The 18,867-nt window shown below is 33.1% G+C and carries 12 protein-coding genes; 11 read left to right on the top strand and 1 reads right to left on the bottom strand.

Features of this window, described 5'->3' with window-relative positions:
• Positions 1–238: 238 nt before the first annotated feature.
• Both B2U95_RS11280 and B2U95_RS11275 read left to right on the top strand, forming a co-directional pair.
• Entirely contained in the window at positions 239–3,511 is a 3,273-nt protein-coding gene (locus tag B2U95_RS11280; protein ID WP_296316472.1) for a S41 family peptidase, read from the top strand.
• 251 nt (positions 3,512–3,762) lie between these two features.
• Positions 3,763–4,494, top strand: a complete 732-nt coding sequence (locus B2U95_RS11275) for a hypothetical protein (RefSeq protein ID WP_296316470.1) — start codon at positions 3,763–3,765, stop codon at positions 4,492–4,494.
• Positions 4,495–4,531: 37 nt separating this feature from the next.
• Here the strand turns inward: B2U95_RS11275 and B2U95_RS11270 are convergent, their stop codons facing one another.
• Positions 4,532–5,056 carry a hypothetical protein gene (locus B2U95_RS11270; protein ID WP_296316467.1) on the bottom strand — a complete coding sequence of 175 codons (525 nt, stop codon included), beginning with the start codon at positions 5,054–5,056 and terminating at the stop codon, positions 4,532–4,534.
• Between the two features lie 124 nt (positions 5,057–5,180).
• Between B2U95_RS11270 and uvrA the strand changes: the two genes are divergently transcribed.
• From uvrA to B2U95_RS11225, 9 genes are all read left to right on the top strand, one after another.
• The gene (gene uvrA, locus B2U95_RS11265; RefSeq protein WP_296316464.1) at positions 5,181–8,009 is read left to right on the top strand and encodes an excinuclease ABC subunit UvrA; all 2,829 of its coding nucleotides are present in this window, start codon (positions 5,181–5,183) and stop codon (positions 8,007–8,009) included.
• A gap of 82 nt (positions 8,010–8,091) precedes the next feature.
• Positions 8,092–8,772, top strand: coding sequence for a TIGR00730 family Rossman fold protein (locus B2U95_RS11260; RefSeq protein ID WP_296316462.1), 681 nt, complete (start codon positions 8,092–8,094; stop codon positions 8,770–8,772).
• Between the two features lie 25 nt (positions 8,773–8,797).
• On the top strand, positions 8,798–10,072 hold the full coding sequence (locus B2U95_RS11255; RefSeq protein ID WP_296316459.1) for a hypothetical protein: 1,275 nt from the start codon (positions 8,798–8,800) through the stop codon (positions 10,070–10,072).
• Complete coding sequence (locus tag B2U95_RS11250) at positions 10,069–12,912, top strand: metalloprotease (protein WP_296316457.1); 2,844 nt, start codon at positions 10,069–10,071, stop codon at positions 12,910–12,912. The genes B2U95_RS11255 and B2U95_RS11250 overlap by 4 nt, the downstream gene beginning before the upstream one ends.
• Positions 12,913–13,065: 153 nt before the next feature.
• Positions 13,066–15,477, top strand: coding sequence for an alpha-ketoacid dehydrogenase subunit alpha/beta (locus tag B2U95_RS11245; protein ID WP_296316453.1), 2,412 nt, complete (start codon positions 13,066–13,068; stop codon positions 15,475–15,477).
• A 233-nt stretch (positions 15,478–15,710) separates the two neighbouring features.
• A complete protein-coding gene (locus B2U95_RS11240) occupies positions 15,711–16,169 on the top strand; it encodes a hypothetical protein (protein ID WP_296316450.1) in 459 nt (152 codons plus the stop codon).
• A gap of 58 nt (positions 16,170–16,227) precedes the next feature.
• Positions 16,228–17,838, top strand: a complete 1,611-nt coding sequence (locus B2U95_RS11235) for a class I SAM-dependent methyltransferase (RefSeq protein ID WP_296316447.1) — start codon at positions 16,228–16,230, stop codon at positions 17,836–17,838.
• Complete coding sequence (locus B2U95_RS11230) at positions 17,838–18,119, top strand: DUF202 domain-containing protein (protein ID WP_296316444.1); 282 nt, start codon at positions 17,838–17,840, stop codon at positions 18,117–18,119. Before B2U95_RS11235 ends, B2U95_RS11230 begins: the two co-directional genes overlap by 1 nt.
• 145 nt (positions 18,120–18,264) lie before the next feature.
• A partial coding sequence (locus B2U95_RS11225; RefSeq protein WP_296316441.1) for a hypothetical protein occupies positions 18,265–18,867 on the top strand: 603 nt, incomplete at its 3' end.

Genomic DNA, 18,867 nt, shown 5'->3' with positions numbered 1-18,867 from the left:
TTTTGCGATTTTGTATCGAGAACCTTTGTAACACCTAAAACCTTTTAACATAAGTTTTTAACACCATTTTACAATATCGACAAACACTATATCGTATATTTATAGTCACCAAATTATTCAACTAACTTACGTCTTAAAACCAACCAACACGGAACATTCATCATCAATAGTTTAATTTTAAGTAAAGACTATTTTTGAATGTACCATGTGACCAATTTATTAATTTAAAGACAAACACATGAAACAATTTATCGTTGCTATAGCATTATGCTATTCTTTTTTCAGCTTTTCTCAAGGCACACAATTATTAAGACAACCAACATTACATGGCAATGATGTCGTATTTGTATACGCTAACGATTTATGGAAAGCATCAGTAAATGGAGGAACTGCAATTAGACTAACCAGCGATGATGGTTACGAATCAAGTCCACACTTTTCAAATGATGGAAAGATGATAGCTTTTACGGCACAATACGATGGTAATGTAGATGTTTTTATTATGCCTTCGGAAGGAGGAGAGCCAAAACGCCTCACCTATCACCCAACCGGAGATTTTGTGCAAGGGTGGACACCAGATGGAGATGTAGTGTTTCGTTCAGGTCGAGAAAGTCAACCTACAATGACTAGTAAATTCTTTACCATTTCCATCAAAGGTGGCTTACCTAAGGCTCTAGATATACAAAGAGCTGCTTATGGTGAGATATCGTCAGACGGAAAACATATCGCTTATACACCAATTACAGGTTGGGATGCTGAATGGAGAAACTATAGAGGCGGACAAGCCATGCCAATTTGGGTGGTTGATATGGAGACGAAAGGCTTAGTAAGAACTAAGCAACCAACAGGCGAACGTCATTTAGATCCTATTTGGTTAAATGGTATCGTTTACTTTATGTCTGAACGTGATTACACCATGAATATCTGGTCTTTTAATCCTGATACCAAAGAAGAAAAGCAAATTACGTTTCATAAAAAATTCGATGTTAAAAGTTTAGATGCTAGTGCTTCAAAAATTATTTATGAGCAAGGTGGTTACCTTCATCTTTACAATCCGACGTCTACAGATACTAAACAATTAAATATTGAAGTTAAAGCAGACTTAAATTTCTACCGAACAAAGTGGGATAATGTTTTGGCTTCCAACTTATCAAATCCAAATGTATCGCCAAAAGGGAAACGTGCTATTTTTGAACATCGTGGTGAAATATTTACAGTACCTAAAGAAAATGGAACTTGGATGAATGTCACCAATTCTCCTGGTGTTGCAGATCGTAATCCAATTTGGTCTCCAAAAGGTGATAAAATTGCTTGGTTTTCAGATAAAAGGGGTGAATATCAATTAATGCTGGCAGATCAAAATGGCCAGAATGCAGAAGCTATTAAACTACCTAATCCGACGTTCTATTTTCAACCAGATTGGTCACCGGACAGCAAACATATTGCCTATACAGATACGCATTATAATATATGGATAATAAATCTAGACACTAAAAAAATAAGTAAAGTCGCCACAGACCGTTATGCACATCCTAACCGAACTATGAATCCTGTTTGGTCACCAGACAGTAAGTGGATTGCATTTGCTAAGCAGCAAGACAGTCATTTCAAAGCCATTTTTGCATATAATGTAGATTCTAAAAAAACAATGCAACTTACAGACCCGCTTGCTGATGCTATTTCGCCTGTTTGGGATATTTCAGGCAAATATTTATTTACATTGGTGAGCACTAACTATGGACTACAATCGGGTTGGCTAGACATGAGTAATTTTGATTCAGCAGCTACTTTAACACGAAGTTTATATGCTGTAGTGTTAAATACTGAAGATGAAGCACCAAATCTTCCAAAAAATGATAGCGAGGATATTAAAAAGGCCGATAGTGATACTGATAAAAAGGATGACAACAAGAATAAAGATAGTGATAAAAAAGAGTCTAAAGATGTTAAAGTTACGATTACAGAAAACGGTATTTACGATAGAGCTGTCGCTTTAGATTTACCTGCAAGAAATTATGTGGCACTACTAAAAGGACCTAAGAATAAGGTGTTTATTGCTGAAGCTATTCAGAATGTAGAGGGCTTAAAAGTTCATTCTTATGATGTTGAAAAAGGGAAAGCAACAGATTATGCAGATGGTGTATCGCAAATGGTCGCTTCCGAAGATAGAAATTCAATTTTATTATTTCAAAATAGAAGTTGGGTATTAGCTAGTGCTGCTACACCTCCAAAACCTGGAAAGGATAATTTAAAGACGAACTTAAAAATAAAACTAGATCCAAAAGCCGAAGCACATCAAATTTTTAAAGAAGGTTGGAGATATATGCGCGATTTCTTATATGTAGATAATGTACACGGAGCTCCTTGGGAGGATGTTTATAAGTGGTATGCACCTTGGATTGATCATGTACGTCATAGAACCGATTTAAATTATGTGGTAGATATTATGAGTGGTGAGGTTGCAGTAGGACATTCTTATGTATCTGGTGGTGATTTCCCTAATGTCGATCGTGTGCCTGTTGGTTTGTTAGGATGCGATATTGAATTGGTAAACGGTAATTTTAAGATTTCTAAAATTTTTAATGGAGAACGCTGGAACCCTAATTTAAAAGCTCCACTAGCGCAACCAGGAATTAACGTTAATGTGGGAGATTATATTTTAGCTATTAATGGCAAACTACTTTCAGCAGATGTAAATCCATACAACCTGTTAGAGCAGACCTCTGGACGCGAAATCAACATAACCGTAAACTCAAAACCATCAATGACAGATGCTAGAACCGTTTTAGTTAAACCAGTAGGCAGTGAACGTGGTTTAAGAACTATAGATTGGGTCGAAAGTAATCGAAGAAAAGTAGATGAACTCTCTAATGGTAAATTAGCTTATGTATATGTACCTAATACAGGTGGTGGAGGTTTTACATCGTTTAACCGCTACTATTTCTCTCAACAAGATAAAAAAGGTGCTGTGATAGATGAACGTAACAATGGAGGTGGTTCAGCTGCAGATTATATGATAGATATAATGTCTCGTGAGTTATTCGGATACTTTAATAGTAAAGCTGGTGACAATAGACCTTGGACCACACCAATGGCAGGTATTTGGGGACCGAAAGTTATGATCATTAACGAGCGCGCAGGTTCAGGTGGAGATCTATTGCCATATATGTTTAAGATGAAAAGCATAGGTCCAATGATTGGCACAAAAACTTGGGGTGGTTTAGTTGGAACTTGGGATACACCTGCGTTTATTGATGGTGGACGAATGGTAGCACCAAGAGGTGGTTTTTATGATGTGAATGGTGAATGGGCTGTTGAAGGGGAAGGTGTCGCACCAGATATTGAAGTGATTCAAGAACCAAGATTAACATCTAAAGGTATTGATCCGCAATTAGAACGTGCTGTGCAAGAAGCCATGAAATTATTAAAAGGTAACGAGTTTAAATTACAACCAGAACCAAAAGCACCTTTGCGTTGGAAACGACCTGCTGGTTATAAGTCTGATAATTAATTATAACGTCAGTTCGAGTCTTTCGAGTCAGCGAGAATTGTATCGAGAACAACATCTAAATGACAGATCAGACTTCTCGATAAAGTTTTCTCAAGTTTTGAAAATCACTCCAAGTGACGACATAAGTAGTGATATTACTGATTCCCTATTATTGTTTTTTAAACGTATTCAAAAATGCTTTGCATTTGCTTTGTTTCTCGCAATAACGTTCGAATATTTATATTAATTTTGAAAAAATAATTTGTGTATTCATGGCAAAGCAATCAAAACTTAAAAAAGCACTAAAAATAATTGGTGGAGTAATCATCTTCTTCACATTACCAACCCTCTTACTCTTCGGTTTCATGTACCTAAAATACAATGAAGACTTGCCTGAAGGGAAACAAGGACCTGCGGCAGATTTACTAGCCTTAGAGTTGTTACAAAGCTTAGACGAAGCAGCTTATTTAAATACCGATTATTTAGAATGGACCTTCAAAGACAGACACCATTATAAATGGTACAAATCTGATAATACTTGTGAAGTATACTGGGACAATTTCACAGTCTTATTAGATTTTGAAAACAAAGCTAATTCTAAAGTATTTGTTGCAGAACAAGAGTATAATGGTATTGAAAAACAAGATTACATAAATAAAGCCGAAGCTTATTTTAATAATGATTCCTTTTGGTTAGTAGCTCCATACAAAGTATTTGATAATGGTGTAGAACGCCGTTTGGTTAAAACAGAAGATAATAAAGATGCACTATTAGTCACTTACATATCTGGTGGTACAACACCAGGAGACTCATACCTATGGCATTTAGACGAAAATGGAAAGCCAAAAAGCTACCAAATGTGGGTCGCTATTTTACCAATAGATGGTTTAGAAGCGACTTGGGAGAATTGGATCACTACAGAAAGTGGTGCACAACTTCCAACCTTTCATAAATTGTTGTTTTTAGGATTGGAGCTTGATGGTGTAAAAGGACTTAATTTTTAATATAATTTAATTCTCTAAGCGCACAATAACAAACCTATTATTTACTACGCTGCCCAACAAACTGTTGCGTCTTTAACTTAAACAACACATTAAAGCTCGTTAAACTTCCGTAGCTTCTCGTAATATATTGCTGTAAGTCAATCTTTTCTTGTTCATCTAAGTTACTAGAATTAATCTTTTGCTCCATAACACGTAAGCGATCGCGTACCATTATAATTTTATGAAAAAAGGCATCTATAGGTACTTCACTAGATTTTAGATTTATATCTCCTGGTTGCATTATGAGTTTCCCTCCTTTCCATTTATCTGCAATCGTAATAACTTCAGACACATCTGACCATTTTTTTAAGACCGATTTTAAAGTACGTTCTACTTCATAAAAACTAACCGTGTCTACTTCATCTTCAGCAGCTTCAATAACTTGGAATTCAGAATCTAAATCTATAGTTTCTAAACCATTATCTATAAACGTAACCCAATAGTGTTTTGAGGTGACATTCGTCACTACACCTTTTCCGTGTTCTGCGTGATCTATTCTTGAGCCTATTCCTAGTAATTTCATGTTTATTATTTAAAATTTATATTACAATTATATGAATTTACGGCTAAACCTTCACGTCATTTTTAACATCTAAAATTTGTACCTTTGCAACTTTCCAAAACATTCGGAGGATTTTATATTATTTATGAGCCAATTTAACGATTCTATTAAAGTACAAGGTGCTAGAGTTCACAACCTTAAAAACATTGATGTTACTATCCCTAGAGAGAAACTAGTCGTAATTACTGGGCTTTCTGGTAGTGGGAAATCATCGTTAGCTTTTGATACAATTTATGCCGAAGGTCAACGTCGTTATATTGAAACTTTTTCGGCTTATGCACGTCAGTTTTTAGGTAGTTTAGAACGACCAGATGTTGATAAAATTGATGGTCTATCTCCAGTAATTGCCATTGAGCAGAAAACTACGAGTAAATCACCACGGTCTACCGTGGGTACAATCACAGAGATTTACGATTTTTTACGTTTACTATTCGCAAGAGCAGCAGATGCTTACAGTTTTAATACTGGCGAAAAAATGGTGAGTTACAATGATGAACAGATAAAAGGATTAATATTAGAATCGTTTAAAGGGAAACGCATTAGTATTCTTTCTCCAGTAATACGCTCTCGTAAAGGGCACTATCGTGAACTATTTGAGCAAATTGCTAAGCAAGGTTTTGTCAAAGTAAGAACAGATGGTAACATAGTAGATATTGAAAAAGGTATGAAACTAGATCGTTACAAAACTCACGATGTTGAGATTGTCATCGATCGCTTAAAAATTGATGATTCTAAAGATAACGAAAAGCGGCTCATGGAATCCATAAATACAGCTATGTATCATGGAGATGATGTCTTAATTGTTATTGACCAAGACACAAATGAACCTCGATATTTTAGCCGAAATTTAATGTGTCCGTCCTCTGGGATATCCTATCCAAATCCAGAGCCTAATAATTTTTCATTTAATTCACCGAAAGGAGCTTGTAAAAACTGTAATGGTATAGGAGAACTGTATGTGGTGAATCCAAAAAAACTAGTACCAGATGAATCATTATCTATAAGTAATGGTGCATTAGCGCCTCATGGTCCGCAAAAGAAAAGTTGGATTTTTAAACAGTTTGAAACGATTGCACAACGTTTTGATTTTTCACTTAATACCCCTTGGAAAGCTATTCCCGAAGAAGCTAAACAAATTATTTTATTTGGCGGAAAAGATAAATTCACAGTAGAAAGTAAAATGCTTGGTGTAACTAGAGATTATAATATAGATTTTGAAGGTGTTGCGAATTTTATTGATAACCAATACAAATCTAACTCAACATCTTTAGTCCGTTGGGCAAAAGAATATATGGATAATATAGAATGTCCTGTTTGTGATGGTTCTCGACTCCAAAAAGAATCCTTATACTTTAAAGTAGATGGTAAAAACATCGCAGATTTAGTAAAGATGGATATCATTGAACTTAGTGAATGGCTAAAAGGTTTAAATGAACGCTTGTCTCGTAAGCAACAACAAATTTCTGAAGAAATAATAAAAGAAATCAGAAATAGGGTTCAGTTTTTATTAGATGTAGGACTCACCTATTTATCCTTAAACCGAAGTTCTAAATCACTCTCTGGTGGTGAAGCACAACGTATTCGCTTGGCCACTCAAATTGGTTCTCAATTAGTTGGCGTACTTTATATATTAGATGAACCGAGTATTGGTTTGCACCAGCGCGATAATGAAAAACTAATCAATTCGCTTGAATCCTTAAGAGATATAGGTAATTCTGTTATTGTAGTAGAACATGATAAGGATATGATAGAGCGTGCCGACCACGTTATTGATATTGGACCGTTTGCAGGTAAACATGGTGGCCAAATTATAAGCGAAGGAACACCAAAAGAATTACTAACGCATAATACGTTGACTGCAGATTATCTTAACGGTAAAAAAGAAATTGAAATCCCTAAAACGAGACGAAAAGGCAACGGTAAAAAAATGGTTCTTAAAGGTTGTACTGGTAACAATTTAAAAAATGTAGATATTGAGCTTCCTTTAGGTAAAATGATTGGTGTGACCGGAGTTTCAGGAAGTGGTAAATCGACTTTAATTAATGAAACGCTCTACCCTATTCTTAATGCCTATTACTTTAATGGAGTCAAAAAACCAATGCCGTACAAAAGCATTAAAGGTTTAGAACATGCGGATAAAGTAATAGATATTAACCAATCGCCAATTGGAAGAACTCCACGAAGTAATCCAGCAACTTATACCAAAACCTTTGATGAGATAAGAAGCTTGTTTTCTAAAATACCTGAAGCCTTAATTCGTGGTTACAAACCAGGCCGTTTTAGTTTTAACGTTAAAGGTGGTCGTTGCGAAACCTGCCAAGGTGGTGGTTTGCGTGTTATAGAAATGAACTTTTTACCAGATGTTTATGTAGAATGTGAAACCTGCCAAGGCAAACGTTTTAATCGCGAAACACTAGAAATTAGATATAAAGGAAAGTCCATAAGTGATGTATTGAATATGACTATTGAAGACGCTGTAGGTTTCTTTGAACATATTCCTAAAATTTACCGAAAGTTAAAAACGATTAAAGATGTTGGTTTAGGTTATATTACATTAGGACAACAAAGCACAACACTCTCTGGTGGAGAAGCACAACGTATTAAATTAGCGACTGAACTAAGTAAGCGCGATACTGGAAACACCTTTTATATATTAGATGAACCTACGACAGGCTTACATTTTGAAGATATAAGAGTACTAATGAAAGTTCTAAATAAATTAGTGGATAAAGGCAATACTGTGTTAATTATTGAACATAATTTAGATGTCATAAAAACTGTAGATTATATTATAGATATTGGTTACGAAGGCGGTAACGCTGGCGGAGAAGTTGTTGCTAAAGGGACACCAGAACAAATAATTAAAGATAAAAAGAGCTATACAGCCAAGTTTTTAAAAAAAGAATTGAATTAATACTATATTGGTATTTAGACTCTAAGATTATAAAACACTTATATTAGCAAGTTATCTCTAATTAAAACTGAATACTGAATCTATGGAAAACAAACATAAACGTTGGAATGAAATAAAAACAAACGACTCATGGGCGATTTTTAAAATCATGGGTGAGTTTGTTAATGGCTATGAAAAGCTAAGTAAAATTGGTCCTTGCGTATCTATATTTGGTTCTGCTAGAACAAAACCAGATCATAAATATTATAAGTTAGCTGAAGAAGTTGCTAGTAAAATAGTAAATCAAGGTTACGGAGTTATTACTGGAGGTGGACCAGGTATAATGGAAGCTGGTAACAAAGGAGCGCATATTGCAGGCGGAACTTCTGTAGGCTTAAATATTGAGCTACCATTTGAACAACATGATAACCCATATATAGATAATGATAAAAGTTTAGACTTTGATTACTTCTTTGTTCGCAAGGTGATGTTTGTAAAATACTCTCAAGGCTTTGTAGTAATGCCTGGTGGTTTTGGGACGTTAGACGAGTTATTTGAAGCCATTACATTGATTCAAACACATAAAATTGAAGTATTCCCAATTATATTAGTCGGAAAAGAATTTTGGGGAGGTTTAATGGATTGGGTTAAAACAACTCTATTAGACGCAGGTAATATTAGTCCTAAAGACTTAGATTTAATTCACCTTGTAGACTCTGGTGATGAAGTTATAGAAATACTTAACGCTTTTTATAGAGAATCTGGTTTAAGTCCAAATTTCTAAAAATATCTACTATTATTTCACTGCTATGAAAAAGAAGGTATTTGGATTATTTGTAGTCGGATTATTAACTATTCTAAATGTTTCTGCGCAAGAAACTTTTAAAGTGATGTTTTATAATCTGTTAAATTATCCTTTAGAAGATGCAGTTCCTAATCGCGAAGATGATTTAGAATTTATTCTTTCAGATTATCAACCAGATTTATTTTTAGTTTGCGAATTAAATAACAGTACTGGTGCTAATAACGTTTTAAACATAACCAAATCAGCCATAAATTCAAACTTTGAAATGGCTACTTATGTTTCTAACACGTCTGACGATTTTGGTAGTAATCAAAATGATTTACAGAATTTATTGTACTACGATAGCTCTAAATTTATTTTAGAGGAAGAAATTATAGTACCTACTAATTTAAGAGATTTTAATGTTTATAAAGTTCAACTCAACACAACCGACCAAGCTACAAACCCAATAGAAATTTATATTATTGTTTGTCACCTTAAAGCGTCTAGCGGAACAGTTAATGCACAACGACGCTTTAATATGGTTCTAGAATTAGACAATTATTTAAATACATTACCATCTAGTAGTAACATTCTTTTAGGTGGTGATTTAAATGTATATACAGCTTCAGAGCCTGCTTTTCAGGAATTACTACAAGACAATAATAACATTACGTTTACAGATCCTGTAAATCGTATAGGAAGTTGGAATAATAATACAAACTTTGTAGATGTTTTTACGCAATCTACACGAACAGAAACTGGTTTAGGAGGAACAACAGGTGGTTTTGATGATCGCTTTGATTTTATTCTAACATCAGAAAATATGCTAGGTTCAACCACGATCAACTATGTAGCAGATTCTTATCAAGTCTATGGTAATAATGGTTTATTAAGCTGTTATAATAGACGAATTAATTCAACAGATTGTGGTTTACCAAATTCACAGTTTACTTTTGAAACTAGAGATGCATTGCACAATTTCAGTGACCATCTTCCCGTTACTATATCTTTGGAAGCTAATGTAACTTTATTACATACAGAGTCTGTAGCAACATTAGAAAACTTTCTATTAGAAAAAACCGTAAATAATAGCTCGCTAACGCTTTATATAAATTCTTTTGAATTATATAACCAAGATTTAATAATTTATAATAATATTGGACAACAGGTTAAGTCATTTAAATCTAATACTGATAGTCTCCAAAAATTCGATATATCAGATTTAGAAGATGGACTGTATTTTATAGGCTTTTCAAATGTAAGTCTCAAACCAATTAAATTCATAATAACTCATTGATTAAAAAAATACAAATACTTATAGTTTTTATCTTGTTTTATTCATCTGTATTCGGACAAAACCAAATGGATATAGATGCTGTTGTAAATATAGATGAGCATTCTATAACTATATCGCAAACTATAATTTATACGAACGACTCTAGTACAAGCTGGTCAGAGATATATTTAAATGATTGGAATCATAGCTACTCCTCAAAATCTACCCCTTTAGCTAAACGATTTGAAGAAGAATTTACAACTAAATTTCATTTAGCTAAAGACCGACAACGCGGTTACACTAAAATTTCTTCTCTTAAAGATAGTAAGAGTCAAAGTTTAGAATATAATTATCTAGACAAACACCCAGACGTTATTAAAGTTGAATTAAAAACTAAAATAAGACCAGGTGATTCTTATACACTGGTTCTAAATTATACGCTTATCTTACCAGATGCTGCATTTACAGATTATGGTATTACAGATACAGATGATCTAAAATTAAAATACTGGTACATTACACCAACTGTAAACGATGGTAAATGGAATTATTATAGCAATAAAAACTTAGATGATTTATTTGTACCACTTTCTGACATCAATTTAAGTATTACACACCCAATAAATTACAAAACCACATCAGAACTAAATTTAATTTCTATTGGTCCGGTAGAAAATAATAAAATGTTAAAAACAATATTAACAGGTAAAAATAGGATGGACACATTTTTATCTATTTCTAAATTTCCTAGTTATAGTTTTGTGCAAACGGACGACTTTGTTCTGTTAACAGATATTTATGAAAAAAAACTAAATAGCCCACAGAAAGCTATTATAACAGATAAAATTACAAGCTTTTTAACTGAGAATTTAGGTGAGTATCCTCACAAGCAATTATTGGTAACCAACATAGATTACAATAAAAATCCGCTTTATGGTCTTAATCAGCTTCCAGATTTTTTAAGACCATTTCCTGATGAATTTCAATTTGAGTTAAAACTTCTAAAAACAGCTACAAAAAAATACTTAGACAATATCCTTTTATTTAATCCACGTAAAGATTATTGGTTTAATGAAGGGCTTCAAATTTATCTCTTAATTAAATATGCCGAAGAAAATTACCCAGATATGAAACTATTGGGAACACTTTCTGATGTTTGGGGAATTAGAGCGTTTCATGCCGCTGATCTAAATTTTAATTTTCAGTATTTCTTGTATTCAATGGAAATTGCGAGAAAAAACAAAGACCAACCACTTACTACCTCTAAAGATTCTTTATTAAAATTTAACGCTAACATTGCCGGAAAGTATAAAGCTGGTGTAGGTTTAAAATATTTAAATGATTTTACTGAGGACACAAACTTAGACCAAACCTTAACTGAATTTGTAAAACTTTATAAGCTAAAACCTGTAAAAACAACTAATCTCGAAACTTTTATTAAAGCTAGGACTACTAAAAATATAGATTGGTTTTTTGATGATTATATAAGTACTCGAAAAAAAATAGATTTTAAAATTAAATCTGTCGAAACTTTAGATGACTCTATTAAAGTAACTATAAAAAACAAGCGCGATAATAAAATGCCAGTGTCTTTGTTTATGGTTAAAAACGATAGTGTACTAAGTAAACTATGGGTAGAGGGTGTATTAGACACTAAAACTATTACTATACCAAAAGGTGATACTGAAAAACTGGTTTTAGACTTTGATAATGTAATACCAGAATTTAACCAACGTGACAATTATAAAGCTGTTAATGGATCATTCTTTACTAATAAACCTTTACAATTTAGATTATTTAAAGATATAGAAGACCCTTACTACAATCAGATATTTTTGATGCCTTTAGTAGAATTTAATAATATCTATGATGGTTTAACTTTGGGTACAAAATTTTATAATAAAACGATTTTAAGAAAACGCTTAAATTATAGATTCTCACCTCAATATGCTACAAAATCTAGAGCAGTTACTGGAAGTGTTAGTGCTTTTTACACACACAATATAGAAAACAGAAACCTTTTTGATATTACTTACGGTATTTCTGCTGGCTACCAATCTTTTGCCCAAGATGCATTTGTAACAAGAGTACGTCCATCTATATCCTTTTCATTTAGAGATAATAGTAATTTTAGAAAAGACCAAGTAGATCGTATTACCGCACGCTATGTAAGTATTAGTAGAAAACTAGGTAATAATGCTATTATTGAAGAATTAGACGAGCCAGATTACGGAGTTTTAAATTTAAGATATACCCATTCTAACCCTGGAATTATTAACTTTTCAAGATTCACTTCAGATTTACAATTTGCTGATAAATTCAGTAAATTGTCTTTAAGTTATGAGTTTAGAAAATTAACTAAAAGTAACAGAAACATTAACTTTAGATTCTATACAGGCTTGTTTTTAGATAATAACACAGATCCAAACTCTAATTTTTTTAGCTTTGCTTTAGACAGACCAACCGATTATTTATTCGATCTTAATTACTTGGGTCGCTCAGAGGCTGCAGGTATATTTAGTCAACAGATTATAATTGCAGAAGGTGGTTTTAAATCGCAACTAGAAACAGCCTTTGCTAATCAATGGATAACAACTGCTAATTTTAGTACATCTATTTGGCGCTATATCCAAGCCTACGGAGATATTGGATTAGTTAAAAATAAATTTAGTAGTGCTAATTTTGTTTATGATTCTGGTATTAGACTAAATCTTGTAGAAGACTATTTAGAGCTCTACTTTCCTATTTATTCTAATCGTGGTTGGGAGATAGCACAACCAAATTATGACCAAAGTATTCGCTTTATAGTATCTGTTGATCCTCAAGTCTTATTGGGATTATTTAGACGCAAGTGGTATTAGAAGATTCTTATTGAAAAGTTAATTTTTACACTTTATTTATATTATTCTTTATATTATAGCGTATTTGCTAAAAATACTTCAATATTATAACACTTTTAGCTATTGCACAAAATTTCAAAATTTAGTAATTTCGCTATCTCAATTTCTCACACTATGAAGCCTAACACTGATACAAAAACTGAAATCACTTTCGAAGATTTTAAAACTGAAGTTTTAAATGATTATAAACTCGCTGTTACTAGTCGAGAATGTAGTTTATTGGGACGTAGAGAAGTTTTAACTGGTAAGGCGAAATTTGGCATTTTTGGTGATGGTAAAGAAATACCTCAAATTGCTTGGGCTAAAGCTTTTGAAAATGGTGATTTTAGAAGTGGTTATTATCGTGACCAAACGTTTATGATGGCAATTGGTGAGCTAAGCATAGAGCAATTCTTTGCTGGCTTGTATGGAAATACAGACTTAAAGGACGAACCAATGTCTGCTGGTCGCCAAATGGGAGGTCACTTTGCAACACATAGTTTAGATGAAAACGGAAATTGGAAAAACCTTACTAAACAAAAGAACTCTAGTGCGGACATTTCCCCTACTGCTGGACAAATGCCAAGATTACTCGGCTTAGCACAAGCGTCTAAAATATATAGAAATGTAAATGGCATAGATACCACTAAATTCTCTAAAGAAGGTAATGAAATTGCTTGGGGAACTATAGGTAACGCTAGTACAAGTGAAGGTTTGTTTTTTGAAACTATTAATGCTGCAGGTGTTTTACAAGTACCAATGGTTATTAGTGTTTGGGATGATGAATATGGAATTTCTGTACACGCAAGACACCAAACAACTAAAGAAAATATTTCTGAAATCTTAAAAGGTTTTCAAAGAGATAAAGATAATAATGGCTATGAAATCTTTAGAGTAAATGGCTGGAATTACCCAGAACTCATGGATACCTATCAACGTGCTGCACAAGTATCTCGTAAAGAGCACGTACCAGTAATGATCCACGTTCAAGAATTAACTCAACCACAAGGTCATTCTACATCTGGTTCTCACGAGCGTTATAAAAATGTAGAGCGTTTGGCTTGGGAAGCTGAGTATGATTGTAATGTTCAAATGCGTAAGTGGGTAATTGAAAATAATATTGCCACAGATAATGAGTTAGTAGCCTTAGAAAAAGAAATTAAAAAAGCGGTTAGAGATGGTAAAAAAGCGGCATGGTCTGCTTTCATCGATCCTATAAAGTCAGAAAAACAAGAAGTTATTTCACTATTAAATAAAGTAGCAGCTTCAAGTTCAAATAGTGCCTTTATTTCTAAATTGAAAAATGATTTAGATAGCATTGATGAGCCTTTACGCAAAGATTTACTGTCTGCTACTCGTAAATCATTACGCTACGTGGTTTCAGAAAATACTTCAGAAAAAACTGAGCTACAAAATTGGATTAACGCATATATCGAAAAAATACAACCTAAATACAGTTCTCATTTACATAGCGAATCTAACCTTAGAGCCCAAAACCATACTGAAATAGCACCAACTTATAATGCCAATGCAGAAGAGGTTGATGGTCGTGTTATTTTAAGAGATAATTTCGATGCAATATTTAGTGCATACCCAGAAGCCTTAATTTTCGGAGAAGATGTTGGTCATATTGGTGATGTAAATCAAGGCTTAGAAGCGCTTCAGGCTAAATTTGGTGAGTTAAGGATATCAGATACTGGTATTAGAGAAGCTACAATTCTTGGTCAAGGAATTGGAATGGCCATGCGTGGTTTAAGACCCATTGCAGAAATACAATACCTAGATTATATCTTGTATGCACTACAAATAATGAGTGATGATTTAGCAACACTTCAGTACAGAACTAAAGGACGTCAAAAAGCACCATTAATTATAAGAACTCGTGGTCATAGACTAGAAGGCATCTGGCATTCTGGCTCTCAAATGGGAGGTGTATTAAATCTTATTAGAGGTATTCATTTATTGGTGCCGAGAAATATGACCAAAGCTGCTGGTTTTTATAACACGTTATTACAGAGTGATGAACCTGCTTTAATTGTTGAGTGCCTAAATGGTTATAGACTAAAAGAAAAGATGCCAAGTAATATTGGTGAATTTAAAACACCTCTTGGAGTAGTAGAAACTATAAGAGAAGGTGATGATATTACTTTAGTCTCTTATGGATCTACATTACGTCTTGTTGAGCAATCTGCTAAAGAATTGTTAGAAGTTGGTATTGATGCCGAAATTATTGATATTCAATCCTTATTACCTTTTGATTTGAATCATGATATCGTTAAAAGTATTGCCAAAACTAATCGTGTAATGGTCATTGATGAAGATGTAAAAGGAGGAGCTTCAGCTTATATTTTAGATCAAATATTGAATGAGCAAAATGCATTTCAGTATTTAGATAGCCAACCAAAAACATTGGCAGCTAAACCACATAGACCAGCTTATGGAACAGATGGAGATTACTTTTCTAAACCATCATCAGAAGATATTTTTGAAGCTGTTTATAATGTAATGCATGAAGTGAGTCCTGTTGATTTTCCGAAATTGAGATAGTATCTCAACTTTAAATATAAAAAAAGACTTGAAAACACAGATTATTATCCGCAATTATTCAATTTAGTTTATGGTGATAACATCATAAATGAAACTAAAATACAAAATGCCTTAGCTCAGTTTTTTGAAGCATTCAATCCTTTGATAGTAAGCATGATAAAGGTCGTTTATTAACAAATAATGACAACCAACCCTTTACAAACTTCACACAACAAGAAAATTTAGGAAAGCAATTGTTCTCACAACTACCAAATTTCAATAATCAAGGTGCACGATTAAATGGGGGTTTAGAATGTGTTGACTGTCATCAAGCTCCAAAACTTAGTAAGCATCCTAATTCTCTAAATAACGGTGTTATAGGTATCGCAAATCAAACAGGAACAGATCTTACGGTAACAAGGTCACCGTGTTTACGTGACGTTGTAAAAGCAGATGGCACTAGTAACGGACAATTTATGCATATTGGTGCTAGTAATGATTTAGCAACAATAATGAATCGCTACGATCACATAAACTTAGCTGGTAATACCAACTTAGACCCAAGGCTCAGTACAAATGGAATAGGTCAGCAATTAAATATTACTGATGAAGAACGAAATGCAGTAATTGCATTTCTTAGAACTTTAGCTGGTAGTGACATTTATACAAACAGTAAATGGAGTAATTCATTAATTAGAGTAAAACAATTTTAGTCTAAAAGCACTTAATTAACTAAGTGCTTTTTTTATATCTTTAAGTCAAACTTAAAGCATGCTTACTAAATCAGATAAATCAAAACTAAGAAGTACCATATTTCGTCATTTAGATGGTATTGCGGTAGCTACTTCAGCTTTTACACTTCATAAAAAAGGAGTTTTAGAACATATTCTAGAAAAAAAACAGGTTTATCTAAAAGATCTAACACGTCAATTTGAAGCAAACGAAGGCTATCTCAATGTAGCACTACGTGTTTTGTGTTCTCAAGGTTGGCTAGAACAGCAATTAGATAACAAAACAAATACAACAATTTATAACACAAATAAAAACTCTGAAACAGCTTTTAATCAAATTCATTTATATGAAGATGTTGTTAATCTTCTAAAATATTCTGACCGTTTCGCCAATGAAAAAATGATTGGTACTGATGCTTTTATAGTTTTAGAACGTATTTTTAAAAAGTTCGAAGTCAACTATGGTCTAGATATAGCAGATGAAAATTCTATAGACTACCAAATCCTTAAACATATTGAAGGAGTTATTGCTGGTCCTATTATTGTGCTTTTGGGAGTTAATGGCTTGTTCCACAAATATTTTATGGATGCTTCATTTACAGCCGAAGAATATCATAAAGATCCGGAAAGTTTCAAGAAAATTTTAGATTATTTATCGCACTTAGGTTGGTTCAACAAAAAGAAAAACACCTATCAGTTTACAGACAAGGGTCTATTCTTTGCTAAACGTGCGAGTGCCTATGGAGTTACTGTATCTTATATTCCAACATTTTTACAATTAGATGAACTTCTTTTTGGCAATCCTTTAGTGTTAAAAACAGAATCACCTAACGATACTGAAAAGCATGTACATAGAGAAATGAATGTTTGGGGAAGTGGTGGTGCTCATACCACCTACTTTAAAGTTATAGATGAAGTTATTATCGATTTATTTAATAGGCCAATAGACGAACAACCAAAAGGCATATTAGATATGGGTTGTGGAAATGGAGCGTTTATTGAACATATTTTTAACGTTATAGAGAAACAAACATTAAGAGGTAAATTGTTAGATGACTATCCTTTATTCCTAGTTGGTGCAGACTTTAATAAAGCCGCTTTACGCGTAACACGAGCCAACTTAATAAAAGCAGATATTTGGGCAAAGGTCATTTGGGGAGATATTGGCCGACCAGATTTGTTGGCTAATGATTTAAAAGAAGATTATAATATTGAATTGCACGATTTACTAAATGTCCGAACTTTTTTAGACCATAATCGTATTTGGGATGCTCCAAAGAAAGATTATGATTTTATAAGCCAATCTTCTGGAGCATATGTATATAAAGGTAATCGTTTAAATAATAATAACGTAGAGGCTTCGCTATTAGAACATCTTACCAAATGGAAACCATACGTTGAAAAATTTGGATTATTAATCATAGAGTTGCATACTATAAATTCAAAATTAACAGCTAATAATCTAGGCAAAACAGCAGCAACAGCTTATGATGCAACTCATGGTTATAGCGACCAATATATTTTGGAAGTCGATGTGTTTAGAGATACAGCCAAGAAAGCTGGTTTAATACCAGACGATAGACATTTTGCTAAATTTCCAGATAGTGAATTAGCCACAGTAAGTATTAATCTTTTAAAAGGAATTCATTAATGTCCGAGACATCAAAACAAAAAGAGACTAATGGTCTTATTACAAGAGATTGGTTAGCTATTGAGCGAACTAAACTTGCTAACGAACGTACGTTTTTAGCTTATTTCAGAACCTTTTTAGTCGTCCTTGGCACTGGTGTAACAATATTAAAACTTGAGTTCTTTTCTGACTTAAAATCTTTTGGCAGTATATTAATTGTTACTGCTGCCATACTTCTAATCATAGGCGTTTTTAGACTATTTAGGGTTAAAAGAACCATCCGAAAACACTATAAAGTGTAAACTAAATTCACCAAAAAATTTAGAGTATTTAAATTTATAATTTATACTCTAAATTGTTTGGCAGTAGTTGCCTTTTGTTTGTCGAAATTTATTGTAGCTGAAAACAAATAGTAAGAGTTTAGCTAAAACTTTTAAAACCTATATTATGAAAACTAAAGGAATAATTTTAATCTTAACCCTTTTACTCTTTAGCTCTTGTATTGTAAAATCGCTTCAACCGTTTTATACAAAAGATAGTTTAAGCTTTAATGAAAAGCTTTTAGGAAGCTGGACCGACAATAAAAAAGGTGAATGGACTGTAGAGTCTATGAAATCAAAAATTGAAGAAGAGAAAAAAGAAGCCAAAGCGTTATCTAAAGAAGATCTAATTATTTTTGAGACTTATAAAGAGGGCTACTTTATTACGCATCTAAAAGACGATAAAGAAGCTGGTTTTATAGCGATGCCTTTCAAAATAGAAAATCAATATTTTTTAGACTTCATTCCAATTGAAATTGAAGAAGAGGAAATTAACAGTTTAGCAGCAGAACATCTTTTAAAAACCCATTCGGTAAGTAAACTCGATATAAATTCGGATAATGAATTAGCGCTCTCATGGTTAAGTGAAGAACGTCTCAACGAATTATTTAATGGGAATAAAATGCGTCTGAAACACGAAAAAATAGGGCTTGAAGAAACACTTTTGCTAACAGCTTCATCTGAAGAATTATACGCTTTTTTAACCAAATACACTAAGGCTGACTTATTC

Origin of the sequence: Winogradskyella sp. UBA3174 (genome assembly GCF_002364335.1) — a bacterium.
In the GTDB taxonomy this organism is placed as follows: domain Bacteria; phylum Bacteroidota; class Bacteroidia; order Flavobacteriales; family Flavobacteriaceae; genus Winogradskyella.
The sequence above is the reverse complement of the archived record's forward strand: the minus strand, read 5'-3'. Positions and strand labels throughout refer to the sequence as shown.

Coding starts and splice junctions, on each gene's coding strand:
- B2U95_RS11235 (WP_296316447.1), top strand. CDS start 16,228: ATGCTTACTAAATCAGATAAATCAAAACTAAGAAGTACCATATTTCGT.
- uvrA (WP_296316464.1), top strand. CDS start 5,181: ATGAGCCAATTTAACGATTCTATTAAAGTACAAGGTGCTAGAGTTCAC.
- B2U95_RS11245 (WP_296316453.1), top strand. CDS start 13,066: ATGAAGCCTAACACTGATACAAAAACTGAAATCACTTTCGAAGATTTT.
- B2U95_RS11280 (WP_296316472.1), top strand. CDS start 239: ATGAAACAATTTATCGTTGCTATAGCATTATGCTATTCTTTTTTCAGC.
- B2U95_RS11260 (WP_296316462.1), top strand. CDS start 8,092: ATGGAAAACAAACATAAACGTTGGAATGAAATAAAAACAAACGACTCA.
- B2U95_RS11230 (WP_296316444.1), top strand. CDS start 17,838: ATGTCCGAGACATCAAAACAAAAAGAGACTAATGGTCTTATTACAAGA.
- B2U95_RS11255 (WP_296316459.1), top strand. CDS start 8,798: ATGAAAAAGAAGGTATTTGGATTATTTGTAGTCGGATTATTAACTATT.
- B2U95_RS11270 (WP_296316467.1), bottom strand. CDS start 5,056: ATGAAATTACTAGGAATAGGCTCAAGAATAGATCACGCAGAACACGGA.
- B2U95_RS11275 (WP_296316470.1), top strand. CDS start 3,763: ATGGCAAAGCAATCAAAACTTAAAAAAGCACTAAAAATAATTGGTGGA.